General features: G+C 61.4%; 13 protein-coding genes. 9 read left to right on the top strand and 4 right to left on the bottom strand.

Annotated features, from left to right (window positions below; all coding sequences use genetic code 11):
* Nucleotides 1-25: 25 nt before the first annotated feature.
* The 3 genes from AACY18_RS00305 to AACY18_RS00295 all read right to left on the bottom strand — a co-directional run bounded on the left by AACY18_RS00305 (nucleotide 26) and on the right by AACY18_RS00295 (nucleotide 4,220).
* Complete coding sequence (locus tag AACY18_RS00305; RefSeq protein WP_221730976.1) at nucleotides 26-1,384, bottom strand: OprD family outer membrane porin; 1,359 nt, start codon at nucleotides 1,382-1,384, stop codon at nucleotides 26-28.
* Nucleotides 1,385-1,460: 76 nt separating this feature from the next.
* A complete protein-coding gene (locus AACY18_RS00300) occupies nucleotides 1,461-2,855 on the bottom strand; it encodes an amidase (protein ID WP_221730975.1) in 1,395 nt (464 codons plus the stop codon).
* 51 nt (nucleotides 2,856-2,906) lie between these two features.
* Nucleotides 2,907-4,220 carry an MFS transporter gene (locus tag AACY18_RS00295; RefSeq protein ID WP_339463940.1) on the bottom strand — a complete coding sequence of 438 codons (1,314 nt, stop codon included), beginning with the start codon at nucleotides 4,218-4,220 and terminating at the stop codon, nucleotides 2,907-2,909.
* A gap of 238 nt (nucleotides 4,221-4,458) precedes the next feature.
* Here AACY18_RS00295 and AACY18_RS00290 point away from each other — a divergent pair, with 238 nt between their 5' ends.
* The 9 genes from AACY18_RS00290 to panB all read left to right on the top strand — a co-directional run bounded on the left by AACY18_RS00290 (nucleotide 4,459) and on the right by panB (nucleotide 14,345).
* Nucleotides 4,459-5,388, top strand: a complete 930-nt coding sequence (locus AACY18_RS00290; RefSeq protein WP_339431616.1) for an asparagine synthetase A — start codon at nucleotides 4,459-4,461, stop codon at nucleotides 5,386-5,388.
* A 65-nt stretch (nucleotides 5,389-5,453) separates the two neighbouring features.
* Nucleotides 5,454-6,524 carry an LLM class flavin-dependent oxidoreductase gene (locus AACY18_RS00285; RefSeq protein WP_339463939.1) on the top strand — a complete coding sequence of 357 codons (1,071 nt, stop codon included), beginning with the start codon at nucleotides 5,454-5,456 and terminating at the stop codon, nucleotides 6,522-6,524.
* A complete protein-coding gene (locus AACY18_RS00280; RefSeq protein WP_339463938.1) occupies nucleotides 6,517-7,758 on the top strand; it encodes an MFS transporter in 1,242 nt (413 codons plus the stop codon). The genes AACY18_RS00285 and AACY18_RS00280 overlap by 8 nt, the downstream gene beginning before the upstream one ends.
* Nucleotides 7,755-8,210, top strand: a complete 456-nt coding sequence (locus tag AACY18_RS00275; protein ID WP_221730971.1) for a cobalamin B12-binding domain-containing protein — start codon at nucleotides 7,755-7,757, stop codon at nucleotides 8,208-8,210. Before AACY18_RS00280 ends, AACY18_RS00275 begins: the two co-directional genes overlap by 4 nt.
* Nucleotides 8,211-8,254: 44 nt before the next feature.
* Nucleotides 8,255-9,493: an ATP-grasp domain-containing protein gene (locus tag AACY18_RS00270; RefSeq protein ID WP_339431617.1), complete on the top strand. Its 1,239-nt coding sequence runs from the start codon at nucleotides 8,255-8,257 to the stop codon at nucleotides 9,491-9,493.
* Nucleotides 9,490-10,986 (top strand): hypothetical protein, encoded by a 1,497-nt coding sequence (locus AACY18_RS00265; protein ID WP_221730969.1) that lies wholly within the window; start codon nucleotides 9,490-9,492, stop codon nucleotides 10,984-10,986. The genes AACY18_RS00270 and AACY18_RS00265 overlap by 4 nt, the downstream gene beginning before the upstream one ends.
* Before the next feature lie 3 nt (nucleotides 10,987-10,989).
* Nucleotides 10,990-12,249, top strand: coding sequence for a methylaspartate mutase (locus AACY18_RS00260; RefSeq protein WP_221730968.1), 1,260 nt, complete (start codon nucleotides 10,990-10,992; stop codon nucleotides 12,247-12,249).
* Nucleotides 12,230-13,483 carry an ATP-grasp domain-containing protein gene (locus AACY18_RS00255; RefSeq protein WP_339463937.1) on the top strand — a complete coding sequence of 418 codons (1,254 nt, stop codon included), beginning with the start codon at nucleotides 12,230-12,232 and terminating at the stop codon, nucleotides 13,481-13,483. Before AACY18_RS00260 ends, AACY18_RS00255 begins: the two co-directional genes overlap by 20 nt.
* Nucleotides 13,484-13,526: 43 nt before the next feature.
* Nucleotides 13,527-14,345 (top strand): 3-methyl-2-oxobutanoate hydroxymethyltransferase, encoded by an 819-nt coding sequence (gene panB, locus AACY18_RS00250; protein WP_339431620.1) that lies wholly within the window; start codon nucleotides 13,527-13,529, stop codon nucleotides 14,343-14,345.
* Here the strand turns inward: panB and AACY18_RS00245 are convergent.
* On the bottom strand, nucleotides 14,330-15,751 hold the full coding sequence (locus tag AACY18_RS00245; RefSeq protein WP_339431621.1) for an aminotransferase-like domain-containing protein: 1,422 nt from the start codon (nucleotides 15,749-15,751) through the stop codon (nucleotides 14,330-14,332). The genes panB and AACY18_RS00245 overlap by 16 nt on opposite strands.
* Nucleotides 15,752-15,799 lie beyond the last annotated feature (48 nt).

Here is a 15,799-nt window from a genome sequence, read left to right as displayed (position 1 = left end):
AGACTACGCAGCGTTCTCGGCGCATTCAAAACAGGCTGAGCGGTACATTCGCCACCAGACGGAACTCGTCGTAACTGCCGTCGATCTGCCCGCCACTCGCGCGGTGGTTATAGACGATACTGCGCAGCGCCGTATTTTTCAGGGTGCCGGACTGCACCACGTAGGCGAGCATCAAGCCATTTTCGTTGTGCTTGGCACCGTCCAGCCCGCGCACGTTGTAGCCGGTGTTGCGTCCGTCGCGGTCGCCGCTGTAGTGGGTGCCATCGATGCCCCAGCCCTTGGCGTGCCACAGGCTGGCGGTCAGGCCCGGCACGCCGTAGCTGGCGAGGTCGAAGTCATAGCGCAGTTGCCAGGATTTTTCGTTCGGACCGTTGTAGTCCGAGTACAGCGAGTTAGCCATGTAGTTGCCTGTGGACTCCCACACGTAGTCGAAATATTCGTTGCCGAACACCTGCTGCCACGCCGTAGTCAGAGCGTGCGCGCCATGGGCGGCGGTGATTGCCAGGCTGTAGGCGTGGTTGTCGATGAAGCCCAGGTTTTGTTCACCCTGATCGCGCGTGCGGTAGTAGTTGAGGCTGGTTTTCAGCGCGAGATTGGCGCGATCCCCCGTTACGTGAGTCGCGCCCAGATAGTATTGCTGCCACATGTCCTCGAACCGCGAGCCATAAGCGCTCAATGTCAGACCGTAGGGCGCTTTGGCTGTCGCGCCGAGATAGCTGATACGTGAACCGCTGTAGGCGCGATTGCCGAAGGTGGTGGTCAGGCGTTCGCTGCCAGTGCCGGTACGCGGGATGGCGCGCTCGAAGCTGCCCGCTTGCAGCGCCAGCCAGTCGAGTTCGTTGCTGTTCAGGCCAATGCCCTGAAAGGTTGACGGCAAGGCACGGTTGTCCTTGTAGCGCAGGATCGGGTTTTCCGTGAGCATCCGCCCGGCCTTGAGTTCGGTGCTCGACACTCGCAGTTTCACGTCGCCGACACCCAGACGACTCCAGCTCGGGACCGCGTCGCCATCGCTGTCGACCAGCACCCGGTCACCGCCATTGGCCACCGCACCGTGCCCACGCTCAAGGGTCACTGCGCTGAACAGCGAGGCATCGACACCGAAGCCCACCCAACCTTCGGTGTAGCCCGAGATGTAATTGAGCATCGCGGTCTGCACCCAGGTGTCGCGCTGGCGTGTGGGCTGTGCGACGCCGGCCTTTTTGATCACCAGGTGGGTACTGCGCTGGGTGTGCTGGTTGGAATAGTAGTGGCGCAAATTCAGGTTGAGGTGGCTGCCATCGATCAGACCTATCGCCTGATCCTGCGCTGTGACGGGGTCACCGGCACAAGCGGGCTGGGCGATGAGCAGCATTGGCAGCAACGCCCGACGTACATGTGATTGCATGGAAAAAGGCCTTTAAAAAAGAGTGCACGCAGCCTAAGCGTCTGGCGCTTGAGCGGCCTACGGGCACGGCCAGGGATCAGTGGGGTGGCGCAGACGGCCAGTGTTTGATCGGGCCGCGCCAGCCTTCGTAAGCCTTGGCGCACTGCAACAACCATTGATCGGCAAACCGCGGTGCAACCATTTGCAGGCCGATCGGCATACCCGCTGATGTGAACCCGCAGTTGATCGACAAGGCCGGTTGCTCGCCCATATTCCATGGCAGCGTGAACACGATGTGTTCAAAAGGCTGGCGCGGGTCATTGCCGGGCGAGGGCCATTCAGCGGGAAAGCTGCTGACCTGATTGGTCGGCGACAACAGCAAGTCGACGTCGCCGAACAACTGCGCGCAGCGACGACGGATTTCAAAGGTCTGATTGAAACCTTCAACCGCATGCACCGCGCTCATCTCGGCCGCCGGTGCCGCCCAGTCCTGAATGTAGGGCAAGACGTTGTCGCGTTGCGCCGTGCTCAAGCTTTGCAGTTGCGACAGCTGGCGGGCGCGCCAGAAATCATCGAGGCCGTCGAGCAATTGTCGATCCATCAGCGACCCGATCAAGTGCACCTGCGCGCCATGCGCCTCGAACATTCGCGCGGCATCTCGCACCGCTTCACAGACTTCATGTTCAGGCTGGAAGCCGCAGCCGGGGTCGAGCATCAGCCCGATGCGTAGACCCTGCATCGACGGTGTTTGCAGGTTCCAGTCCAGCGCTTGCGCCGGCAGGCTGGTGGCGTCGCGCGCATCCGGTAACGCCAGATAACGCATCATCAGCGCGCAATCATCCACGGTGCGGGTCATCGGCCCCGCGCAACGGCCGGTGTAATACGGATCAATCGGGATCCGTCCAAGCGTTGGCTTGAACCCCACCAACCCACACCAGCCGGCCGGCAAGCGTACCGAGCCGCCGATGTCGGTGCCGACATGCAGCGGACCATAACCCGCCGCCGCCGCAGCCGCCGCGCCGGAACTCGAGCCGCCGGGGTTTTGCGTGGTGTCCCACGGGTTGCGCGTGATGCCATGGAAACTCGACAACCCCGACGACAGCATGCCGAAATCCGGCACCGTGGTTTTGCCCAGAATGATCGCCCCGGCTTCACGCAAACGCGCGGCCGGCGGCGCGTCGGCAGTCGCCGCGATCAACGTCGTGGCGCGCGAACCTTGGGGGATGCAATCGCCCTCAGTGGCGATCAATTCCTTGAGTGTCACCGGGATGCCGTCGAGCATGCCGCGTGGGGTTCCACGACTCCAGCGTTCAGTCGACGCGCGCGCCTGATCGAGTACGCGCTGCGGATCGAACGCGTACAGCGCATTGATGCTCGGTTCCCAGCGCTCGATGTGCGCCAGCAGGTGATCGTAGTAGTCCAGCGGCGACAACTTACCGCTGGCAAACAAGGCCAGCAGTTGTGCCGCCGACAAGTCATGTAAATCAGTCATCCAATAGCCGTCCGTGCAAAACCATAGTGCGCAGGCTGCAAAATGTCTGCCTTAGCGCTCGGCAACCAGCGTCTGACTGGTTGAAGCCGTATCGCGCCCACCGAAATATGCGGCGCAGGCAACGCCCACCGCGCCCATCACCAGGCTGTACGCCACGCACACCCACGGGCTCCACGGCATCAGCCCGATCAACAACAGCGGTGTGGTGCTCGCCCACAGTGCATAGGCAATGTTGTAGGTAAACGAAATGCCCGAGACGCGGATGTGTGCGGGAAACAGGCTAACCATCACCGACGGCACTGCGCCGACCACACCACACCCCAATCCCGCCAGCGCATACGCCAGCCCCAGCCACGCACCGCCACTGATCAGGCAGCCATAAAGCAGGGCCACGCCGACCGGCAGCAGCACGCTGTACAACATGACCGTGCGCCAGGCGCCGAGCCGGTCGACGATCAACCCGGCCAGCACACAACCGATATTCAGGAAGACAATACCGAGGCTGCTCAGGGCGAATGTATGGCTGGGGCTCATGCCGAAGCTTTTTTGCATGACCGTCGGGGTGATCACCACCAGCACCACCACTGCCGACGTCAGCACGCAGGTCAGAATCATCGCCGGCAACAACATGTGCCGATGCTCGCGCATCACGGTGCGCAACGGCAGTTCGGCGTCAGCCTCACGGCGCGCCTGCAAAGCCATGAACACCGGCGTCTCGCTCAGCCAGCGACGCAGCCAGACACCGATCACGCCGAACAATCCGCCGAGCAGAAACGGAAAGCGCCACGCGTAATCGAGAATTTCCGCGGGAGTGAACACTTGCGCCAGCAGGGTCGCGGTCAGCGCTCCGAGCAAATAGCCAAAGGTCAGTCCGGCTTGCAGGAAACCCAGCGCATAACCGCGATGACCGGCCGGCGCGTGCTCGGCGACGAACACCCAGGCACTCGGCACTTCCCCACCGACTGCGGCGCCTTGCAACACACGCAGCAGCAACAGCAGCAACGGTGCGAAGTAACCAATCTGAGCGTAGGTCGGCATGATGCCAATCAGCAGGCAGGGCAACGCCATCATCAAGATGCTCAGGCTGAACACGCGCTTGCGCCCCAGCTGATCGGCGAAGTGCGCCATCAGAATTCCGCCGAGCGGTCGTGCCAGATAGCCAGTGACAAAAATGCCGAAGCTTTGCAGCAATCTCAGCCACTGCGGCATTTCTGGCGGAAAGAACAGCTGACTGAGGGTCAGTGCGAAAAACACGAAGATAATGAAGTCGTAGATTTCCAGTGCACCACCCAGGGCTGCGAGGCCCAGGGTCTTGTAGTCAGACCTGGAAAACCGATGGGATCGCGAACCGGTCAGGGCAGTCATGGGCAAACTCTGAATAGACAGATAGAGAAAACGACGCCTGCCAACAAGGGCCCGAACGAACTGCCCCCCAGGTGCGCCAACTGATCAATTTCAACAGCGCGACATCGTCCACGCAAAAGGTCATGTAAACAACCAAACCGAGGCTCTGTGTTGCTTTTTAGCCGAAATCTGTACATTGAGTTTTCTTCCGATTAAACAATAATCAGGCCTCCCTAACTCCCTGAATATCTGGCCAATCATGGAAGAAATTACAAGTAACTTCGCCGATTTCGCTAATCCTGACATAGAATCCATTGCCATCGTCCGAGGACGTGTCCTACAGGCGCTACAACAGTATTTGCTTGAGCGTGACTTCAAACAGTTGATGCCGATTCTGATGTCGCCCATCACAGATCCGCTGAATCACGCGGTGTATCCCGCTGAACTTCAATATGAAGAACGGCGCCTGAAACTGACCGCCAGCATGATCTTCCACAAGCAGTTGGCATTGACCGCCAAAGGCCACGACAAGATCTTTATCGTGGCGCCGAACATCCGCCTGGAAAAGGCCGAGATCAAGGATTCGGAAAACCATTTGCTGGAGTTCTCGCAGTTCGATTTCGAGATCCGCGACGGTGACATGCATCAGGTCATGGCCCTTATTGAAGGCCTGATAAAGCATGTGTTCGCCGAGGTCACTCAGCACTGCGCCGCCGAACTGTCCCAACTCGGCCGCCAACTGCCGCATTTCGCCACAGCGTTCCCGATCTACAGCTGCGACGCGTTGCGCGCCGAACATGGCGACGACTTCGAGAAGATCATGTCGGCCAAAGCGCACACGCCGTTTTTCGTCACCAACTACCGTCGCGAGTTCTACGATCGCGAAACACCGGGCAAGCGCGGCACTTACAACAACTACGACCTGATCTATCCCGATGGCTATGGCGAAGCCCTGTCCGGCGCGGAGCGTGAGTTCGAGTACGAGCAGATCGTCTACCGCATGAACGAGCTGTCGATGGACCTGCAGCCGTTCGCCAACTACCTGGAAGTCGCCCGGCGCGGCTTGCTGCACCCGAGCGCCGGTGGCGGTCTGGGCATCGAGCGTCTGCTCAAGTTCATCTGTGGCAAGCGACGCATCCGCGATGTAGCGCTGTTCGACCGCACGGTCGGTACCCGCTTCCTGTTCTGATCCGGACCTGACTCTCACAGCCTGCTCCGCTGCCGCGGCGGCAGGCTTGGCCATGGAGAAACATAATGTCTGCACTGCGTATTCACTGGTGCTCACCGCTCGATAGCGGTCAGCAAAAGGCCTCGGAAAAATACGACACCGGCGCCCTCGACTTCGCCGGGATCGTCGATTTCGCCAAGGAAGCCGATGAGCTGGGCATCGACTCGCTGTTGATGGGCATCAGCTACCACATGCCCGATCCGCTGCCGATGATTGGCGCGCTGGTGCGTGAGACCGATCGCGTCAAATTCATTCTGGCTTACCGTCCGGGGCTGGTGCCGCCGACCCTGTTCACGCAGATCGTCAACACCGTGTCGTGGATGTCGGACAAGCGTATCTCGCTGAATCTGGTCGCCGGCATTTCCCCGGACGAACAAGCCTATTACGGCGACTTCGTGGCGCACGACGGACGCTATGAGCGCACCGGCGAATTCCTCGACATCCTCAATCGGTTCTGGAGCGGCGAATCACCGCTGACCTACCACGGCAAGCACTACCGCATCGAAAAAGCCCAGCTCGGGTTGCCGTTCAAGGATGCCGAGCGTCCGCGTATTTATCTCAGCGGCGCCTCGGACGTTGCCCAGCAGATCGCCATCCAGCACAGCGATTGCTGGCTGCGTTACGGCGATACACCGCAAGGAATTGCCGAGGCCGCCCGCACGGTTTTGCAGTCCGGTTGCTCGGTGGGAATTCGCATGCACGTACTCGCCCGCGAAACCCGCGCCGAAGCGCTGGCGGCGGTCGAGAGCATGATGGAAAACCCGGACGAACAGCATCGCGAATGGGTGCGTGAGTTCGTCGGACGCTGCGATTCGGAAGCGGTGAAAACCTCGTTCCGCCTTGCCGACAAAGCTGAACACGACTGGCTGTCGCCGATGCTCTGGTCGGGTGCCGTGGCCTATCGTGGCGGTCCGGCATTGTGCGTGGTCGGCAGCTATCAGGAAGTCGCCGAATACTTGTTCGAGTACAAAAAAGTCGGCATCAGCGAGTTCATTTTCTCTGGCTGGCCAACCCGCGACGAAATGCGCCGTTTCTGCAAATACGTGCTGCCTTATCTGCGCGAGCTGGAAACCGTTTGGGACCGCGAGCATGCATGACATCAACGACGCTGCACGCAATAGCGCGATTCGTTGGTTCGGTGCCGGGTTGCTGTGTGCCTTGCTGGCGGAGCAGACCGTGCTGTTTGCCGTGCCGTTGATGATTTTCCAGCTCACTGGCAACGTGCGCTATTCCGGCGTGGCGTTTGCGCTGGAGTGGCTGCCGGCACTGATTGCCTATCCGTTCGCCGGGTTGCTGGCTGACCGGTTTGGTGGGCGCCTGCTGTTTCGCGGCGCCAATACTGCGCGGGGACTGAGCATCGCCGTGACACTGGGGATCTGCTGGTATCAGCCGCAATGGATGATCTGGGCGTTGATCGGCAACGGCATCGTATTGTCGGTGCTAATGGCGCCGGTGCGCATGGCGGTTGAAAAAAGCGTGCCGCTGATCGCCGGCCCTGAACGCCTCGCTCACTGTCAGTCGCTGGTGCAGAACATGGAGCTGCTGGCCATGGCGCTGGGCCCGGCACTCGCCGCCGGGTTGGCGATGTATGCCGACAAGCGCTGGCTGCTGGGGCTGGCGGCAGTCGCACTGTGTGCTGCGGCGCTGTTCTGGACAGGTTTGCCGACGGCGCGCTCCGTCAGTCGCCCGACCAGCGTGTTCAAGGATCTCGCGCTCGGCTGGCGCCTGTTGCTTGGCAACCCGCCAGTGCTGTCGCTGGCCGGGCTGAATTTCAGCATCAATCTGGCATTCGCTGCCGTGCTCAGCGCCAACGCGTTCGTCATCAGCGGCGTGTTCAGCGCCGCCGACGGCGTGTTTGGTCTGATGAATGCAGGGGCCGGCGCGCTGGGTCTGTTGAACTTCATTCTGGTGCCGCGACTGTTGGCGCGCATGTCGATTTATCGACTCGGTGCACTGGGTTTTGCCTTGCTGTGCCTGGGCCTGATCTGCATGGGCGTGGCCAGCGGTGTGTTGCTGTATGCCCTGAGTTTCCTGCTGGCAATGGCCGGATGCGCACTGTTCAACGTGTTCAACCGTACGCAGCGGATCAAGGCGATCGAGAGCGCTCATCTGGGCAAAGTCATGGGGCCGTTTTATCTGGTCAACCTGCTCTCTTATCCCCTGGGTGGTTTGCTCACCGCCAGCGTCGGCCACGTCTACGGCGTGCAGGTGCTGATTCTGGTGCTGGCACTCGTGCTGACCGTGCCCGGCACTCTGCTGTTCATTTTAACCACCCGGCGCTTTCGCCTCGCCCTCGAAGGTCCATCGCTCGCCATGGAGGCATCCCAATGAAAACTCGGCCTCACTGCCTGCTCGCCACCGTCGAGTCTGACTCGCACATGTGGAATCTGGTGTACCTGCAACTGTGGCTGGGCGAGCACGGCTTGAACGTGAAGAACCTCGGCAGTTGCACGCCGATGGACACAGTGCTCAGTGCATTGCAACAGCGCCGCACGCAGTTGCTGGTGGTCAGCAGCGTGAATGGCCACGGTTACTCCCAGGGTCTGGAGCTGATCCGCAAGGTGCGCCAACTGCACCCGCAACTGGCCTGCGTGATCGGCGGCAAGCTGACCACTTCCGAAAATGAAACCCTGGCAGTCCGGCAAGCCTTGATCGATGCCGGTTACAACCAGGTGTTCGTCGGCCCCGACGCTATCGACACCTTCAGCCGCTATCTGGGCTCGCTGCACGCGCAGCCCGACGCTGACTCCGTACTCGCCGACAGTGTGACGTCCTGGGGCTGACCCTCCGGCCACGACTGACTTCACTCATTCATAGGATTACCACGATGCACATCGTAATCGTCAACCGCTGGCCGCGCTTTCGTGATGGGCGCCGCTGGGACAACGAACTGACTCGCTACGAAGATTTCTTCGACCATCAACAACACCGGATCAGCTACGTGGTCGATGCACTCGGCGCCGACGGCGTACTCGCTCCGGCGCAGCATATCGCTCATCAGGTGCAGGTCGCTGACGTCAACCAATACGAGCAACTGCTCGGCGCGGTGCAGGAAGTCATCGAACGCGTCGGCCCCGTCGATCAGTTGATTGCCCTGTCCGAGTTCACCCTGGAAATCGCCGCGCGCGTGCGCCAGACCCTGAACATTCCCGGACACGGCCCGGATGAAGTGGCGGTTTACCGCGACAAGGCACGCATGAAGGAAATCCTGCAAAACCATGGCCTGCCGGTGCCGCCGTTTGCGCGTTGCGAGTCGGTGCAACAGGCCGTGGATTTTGCCCGGGAAATCGGTTTCCCGCTGATCGTAAAACCAGTGGACGGCGCCGCGAGCATGGGCGTGGAGAAGGTCGAAAACGAGATTGAACTGCGCACGCTGCTCAATAGCATCGACCTGTCGCGCTATGAGATCGAAGGCTTCATGCACGGCCAGACCTACCACATCGACGGCTTCGTCGATGTCGACGGCAGCGTGCCGTTTCAGGTGGTGTCGCGTTACATCAACAGTTGCCTGGATTTCGCCAAGGCGCAGCCACTGGGCTCGGTGATCGTCCAGGCATCGGCCCTGCGTACGCGCATCGAGGCTTTCAGCCAACAGATCATGCGTGCCCTCGATCTGCGCTGCACGGCGTTCCACCTGGAAATTTTCGTCGAACCGGACGACTCGCTGGTGTTCCTCGAAATCGGTGCGCGGGTCGGCGGCAGCGAAGTCCCGCACCTGATCAACAAAGTGTTCGGAGTCAATCTCTACGAGCATTGGCTGCGCCGCCTCGCCGGCGATCAAGTGCCGGTGCCCGCCGTCAGCCACGACCCGAGCGGCGGCTGGCTGGTGATCCCGAAACCCGCTGCCCTGCCGTGCCGGGTAGTGCAAGCCGATTCGTTGCGCGAAACCGTGCCCAGTCTGTGGCGCGAGTTGCTGCCCGAGCCGGGGCAGATTCTCGAGTCCGGCGGCAGCTACGACGCCCTGCACAGCGGACGCTTCATTTTTGTCGGCGGTAGCGAAGTGGCCACTGAAAACGATATCCGCCACACCACTCAGGCATTCCAATTCCAGGCGGAACCACTATGAACGCCCCCACTTCCCAAGCCTTGAACGACGAACCGCTGCTGGGTCAGATCAACCACTATTTGCGCGCCGACGAACGTCGCGCAGTGGCTGTCCTCGGCGAGCGTCTGATTGACGCTGCGGGCGGTCTCGACGGGCTGACCGGCTACAAATTGATGGTCGCTTACGGCGGCGGTAAAGACAGTTCTTACACCGTGGCCATGCTGCGCGCCACCCAGTTACAGCTGTCAATCCTGCATGGCCGTACCTTTCAGTTGCGCATCGCCAACATGCGCCATGCCGGCGTGCCGGATGCGGTGATGGCCAACATTGATCGGGTCTACCGCGCGCTGCACCTGTTCGATGATCCGCGAGTAGAAATGCTGGTGGTCGATCACCGCCAGATTCGCCCGTTCGAACGGCATCTGCCGTTCCCCGACGATGTACAGGCGATGAACCGTTTCGACGTGCTGATGAACGGCCACCGCACCGCTGGCGACGGTCGCCCGACCTTCTGCAACAGCTGCAACCTCGCCGTGGCGGATTTCTATGGTCGCGCCGCGTGGTGGCAGGGCGGCGTCGATGCAGTGGTCACCGGTGATTCGCGCAAAGAGCAGAAGCACTATTTCACCTGGATCATGCGTCTGGCGCAGCGTCTCGGGCTGGATGTCGAAGAATGCCGCCGGCAGGGCTTTCGCGGGTTGCTGCAAGCACTGGATGGCGTGGCCCAGCGCTATTTCATCGAACTGTTCGGCGAAGGCTTCGATCAGCATCGCGAGGAACGACGCGTTGCCTGCGGTGACGACAACGCCGATCCAGCGTTCATCAGCATTTATGATCTGGTCAGCTACAAGGTCGAGGATCATTGGGAGCTGATTACCGAATTCCTCGATTTTCGCTTCGAAGAGCTGGCATTCAGCTTCACCGAATCCGATTGCGCCAACCCGATGTTGATGGCGCACTTTCGCGGGCTGAAGGCCGAGTACGTGCAGGGTCGCAGCTACAACCAGGGGATTGCCGAATACCTGGAGCTGGCGCAGGCGCTCATGCGCAAGAAAGAAATGCCCCAGCGCCTGATCGATCTGGCCATGTCGGCCTATGTCGATGCGCCGGGCATGCAGGCGCGCCGCACGCTCGCCGAGCGCTTCGCCGAGCAGGCGTTCGGTCTCAATGAAATGCAATTGGTGTGTATGCAGTTTGCGCCGTTCGTTGATCGTGGCCGCGAGTTCTCCAGCTTCGTCGGGCTATGCCATCCGCAGCGTCTGGCCGATCTCGACAACCTGCACCGAGTGCTCGCAGGCGAGCACGACGAGCCGGCCCTCTGTCAGTGGCTGAGCGAGGTCAGTGGCCTGCCGCTGCCGGCGTTGCGCAGTCTGTACGCCCATCAACGCATCGATTTCGACAGCGACGTCACGCTGATCGCACGGGTGCGCGCTGGTGATCCGCACAAGGGACGCATCAGTCGCTACGACCCGGCGACCGGTGAAACCGTGGTTGAACTGGTCTCGGGACGCTAAAGCATGACGGCGTTCAACGGCGGCCATTTTCAACAGTTCATCGAGCGCGCCCGCGTCCGAAATGAGCTGGTGGTGCAACCGCGCATGGGTTTTGGCGCACTCAGCCAGATGCGTGCGGGGCTGGCGAGCGTCGCCGCCCTGCCCTGCGCGGCCATCGGCACCATCACGCTCGACAGCTACACCCGGGTCGGCGATTACCAGAGTGCGTTGCAATGTCTGAACAGTTCGGCGCCGATGAACGGGTTCCCGATCATCAGCCATCCGATCGAAGCGGTACGCGGCATGCTCGCCGGACTGTACAGCGCAGAGTTTCCGATCCAGATCCGCCACGGCACGGCCAAACCGCAGAATGTGTTCCAGCGTCTGGCGGCATTGGGTCTGGACGCAACAGAGGGCGGCCCGGTGTCGTACTGCATGCCCTACAGCCGCCTGCCGTTGGCCGAGGCGGTCAGTGCTTGGGCGCAAAGCTGTCAGGTGCTGGCCGGCGCAACTGAACATGCGCATATCGAGAGTTTCGGCGGCTGCCTGTTGGGGCAGTTGTGCCCGCCCTCGCTGCTGATCGCCATGACCTTGCTGGAGGCCCTGTTTTTCCGTCAGCACGGGGTGCGCGGCGTCTCGTTGAGCTACGCCCAAGGCACTTCGATGGAACAGGATTTCGGCGCGTTGCAGGCATTGCGCGAATTGGCCGCCCAGTATCTCGACGGCGATCACTGGCATGTGGTGGTGTATTCGTACATGGGCGTGTTCCCGACCTCCCGCCACGGCGCACGGCGTTTGATTTGCGACAGTGCGCGGCTGACCAAGGCTGCCGGTTGCGAGCGGTTGATCGTCAAGACCGTCGCAGAATCGCGGCAAATTCCCTCGGTCGAGGACAACCTTGATGCCTTGTGCATGGCCGCCGAAGTCGCTGCTGGCGAACTCCCGACGGTAGACGCGGGCAGCGCCGCCTATTACCAGGAAACGCTGTTCGAAGCGCGGCGACTGGTGGAGACCGTGCTCAATCTGCACGCTGACATCGGCGTGGCGCTGGTGCAGGCCTTCGCGCGCGGCTTGCTCGACATTCCCTACTGCCTGCACCCGGACAACCCGGGCCGCGCCACCACCCGTATCGACGACCAGGGCGCGTTGCGCTGGGGCAACACCGGCCGTTTGCCGTTGCCTCGCAGCAGTGGCTGGTCGGTCGACGGCCCCGGTATCAGCTCGTCCGAGCTGTTTCAGATGTTGCATTACACGGTGAACCGTTATGACCAACCCTTGCATTGATTCCAGCGCGGCGCCGTTGATTCTGGTCGACGCTTACTCGACCGGAGCCCTGCTGGCCCGCTCACTGGCCGGACAGCGGCCTCTGCTCCATGTGCGTTCACGCGCACACATGCCGGCCGCATTTGCCGCGAGCTGCCCGACAGAATTGTTCGCCAAGGACTACAGCGTCGCCGAGGAAGGCCTTGAACCATTGTTGCTCAAGCTCGCCGCCTATCGCCCGGGCGCCGTGCTGACGGGCAGCGAATTCGGCGTAGAACTGGCGGACTTGCTGGCCGCACGTCTGGGCCTGCCCGGCAATAATCCGGCGACCTCCGCCGCGCGTCGCGACAAGTCATTGATGGCTGAACGCGTGGCCGAGGCCGGGTTGCCAGTGGCGGCACAGCTGCGCACCCGCTCGCTGGAGCGAGCGCTGGTCTGGTTCAAGGCCCGCGGCGGCGAAACCGTGGTGGCGAAACCGCTGGACAGTGCCGGTTCGGATAACGTGTTCATCTGCCACGATGCGCTGCAACTGGAAGCCGCCATCGAGTCGATCCTCGGCGCCACCAATCTGATGATGCTCAACAATGAACAGGTGCTGCTGCAGGAATACCTGACGGGCGCCGAGTACGTGATCAACAGCGTCAGCCACGCGGGCGAGCACTGGATCACCGACGTGTGGAAATGCTCGAAGACCTTCGCCGCCGACGGCCGCAAGATCTACGACCGCGAGGACCTGCTGCCGGCGGACGCCCACGAGCTGCCGCAACTGATTGAGTATGTGCAAGGCGTGCTCGATGCGCTGGGGATCGTGCATGGCCCGGCGCACACCGAGTTGATCCTGACCGGCAATGGCCCGCGCCTGCTGGAAACCGGTGCACGCCTGTCCGGACTGGCCTGCCCGCCCGCCCTGCAAGCGGCCACCGGCAACGATCAGGTAGCCCTGACCTGCCAAAGCTATCTGGACCCGGCGCGTCTGGCGCAGTGGCCCAAACGCTATCAGCTGTTGCAACACGCGCGGGGCATGAACCTGATCGCCCACCGCCACGGGCTGTTCGCGCAAGCGCATGTGCGCCAACGCCTGGAAGCCTTGCCAAGTTTTCACAACGCCAGGTTCCGCTTCGCCGAAGGGGCAAGGATTGCCCCCACCGTAGACCTGAACAGCTCACCGGCTGCGGTGTTTCTACTGCACCCACAGAGCGAACGCATCGACGCTGATTACGACGCATGGCGTGGATGGGAAAGGGATGGGTTGTAACCACTGACGCCCCCGACCACGGGGCTTAACAAGGAAGAGAGCCATGAGCCTGCATACCCGAACCAAACGACTTACCGTTCCTCAATTGGTCGCGATGAAGGGGCAACAGAAAATTGTCTCCCTGACTGCCTATACGAGCTGGATGGCCAGATTGATGGACCCTGTTGTCGACTTCATCCTGGTGGGTGACTCGACCAACATGGTCGGACTTGGCCGCCACTCAACGCTGGACATGAGCCTGGAGGAAACCATCGTTTTCACCCGCGCCGTGGTCAGCAGTACCCGGCTGGCCTGCGTAATCGCCGATATGCCGTTTGGCAGCTATCAGGAATCGCCGCAGCAGGCCTACCGCAACTGCGCGCAGGTGATGGCGCGCACCGGCTGCGATGCGGTCAAGCTCGAAGGCGGCGCGGTGTTCGCCGAAACCGTGGAGTTTCTGGTCAAACGCGGCATCCCGGTGATGGCGCATCTCGGCCTGATGCCGCAATACGTCAACACCATGGGCGGCTTCAAGGCCCAGGGCATGAATGAGGCTGGCGCCATGAACCTCGAAGCCGATGCACGCGCACATAGTGAGGCCGGTGCGTTCAGTCTGTTGCTCGAAGGCGTGGCCGAAGGCGTGGCGCGCCGGATCAGCGACTTTTCCCCCGTGCCGACCATCGGCATCGGTGCTTCACCGGCGTGCGATGGTCAGGTGCTGGTGACCGAGGACATGCTAGGGCTGGGCGGTGATCACGTACCGCGCTTCGTCAAGCAATACACCGATGTTGGCGCGCAGATTCGCCAGGCGTGTGAGGCGTTCGCCGACGAAGTGCGCGCCGGCACATTCCCCGAACCCCGGCATTGCTATGGCATCAACTGAGCGCCGGCCATCGAACCTTCATCCTGAATGGCCTGAGTCAGCACTTTCAGCGCGTGGGTGATGTCCTTGCTCCAGTCGATGGTGTAGCTCAGGCGCAAATGATGCTGCCACGCCCCCTGCTGGCTGAAGATTTCGCCGGGTGCAATCACGATGCGTTTGGCCAACAAGCGCTCAAATACCCCGCGCATGTTCACCGGGCGCGTGGCCTCGATCCAGAACGCCGCGCCGCCCTGCGGCGCGACAATGCGTAACTGACCCTCCGTGTGTTCGTGCAGCATGGCTTTCATGCGCTGCATGCGGTCGATCAGCATGCTGCGCAACATCTGCGTGTGTTGGTCGATGCGCCGTGTGGTGTAGAGCTTGGCAATCGCTTTTTGCCGAATCGGCGACAAACGAAAGGCTCGCTCCAGAAACAGCCGATGCAGCTCGGGCCCTTGAAAGCGGCTGAGCACAAAGCCATACGGCGCCTCCGAACCGATGATCTTGTCGAACGTGGAAAACACCAGCAGCCGTTCCGGGTCGGCAAAGTCACGGTAGCGCGCGGCTTCAGGGACGAAGCTGAATTCGCCATAGCAGTCATTTTCGAACAGCCAGACCCGCCGTTCCGCCAGCCAGCGGCAGATCACTTGCTTGTCTTCGGCGGGCATCAGGCTGCCGTGGGGAATGTTCACGGTGGAGGACAATACCGCCAGAGTGATGGGTTCTCGCTGCAACAACGCCTGGACTTTGAGCAAGTCAAAGCGGCCATCGTCACCCAGCGGCACTTCGATGACGCGGATGTTCGCCGCGTGCAGTTGCCGCAGAATCGCCCACGAGCACGGCGATTCCACCAGCGCCACAGTGCCGGTCAGCTTCAACGCCTCAAGGGACAAATCAAGCACGCTGCGCAGATCGGAACCGATGTAAACATGCTCGGCACGCCAGTAGCAGCGCGTCGAACGGGTGTAACGATCGGCCAGAACACTGCGCAATTCGGTTTCGCCAAACGGTTGATACAGCGGCGCATGCGAGCGCGGGTATTGGCGCGTCAGTTCGCGTTCGGTCATCAATAACGGGTTTTCCAGCGACAGCAGCATGGCCGGGGCATCACTGCTCAGCGCCAGCATTCCCGGTTGCCGGGCGTTGGAGAACACGTTGTCGAGCAGGTTCGGCGAGCCTTCGTTGATCAGCGCGGATGGCATGGCGCGGGTGTAGTAGCCAAGCTTGGGCCTGGCGTAGATACGCCCTTGGTCTTCCAGCAAGGAATAGGCGTATTTGGTCGTGGACACTGACACATTCAAGCGCTGCGCCAATTGTCGCAGCGACGGCAGCTTCTGTTCTCCCTCAGGGCTCGCAGCTTCGATCAGTTCGACGAGATAGCGGTATACGGCCTGATAGGCAAATGTCGAATCTTTATTTGGGTTCATGCTCAATCGCTTTAAATCCTGGTGCGTTAGGTACTGCGCTTACCACGC

This window comes from Pseudomonas sp. EA_65y_Pfl2_P74 (assembly GCF_963970575.1).
Taxonomy (GTDB): Bacteria; Pseudomonadota; Gammaproteobacteria; order Pseudomonadales; family Pseudomonadaceae; genus Aquipseudomonas; species Aquipseudomonas baetica_A.
This window is presented reverse-complemented; position numbering and strand designations above follow the sequence as displayed.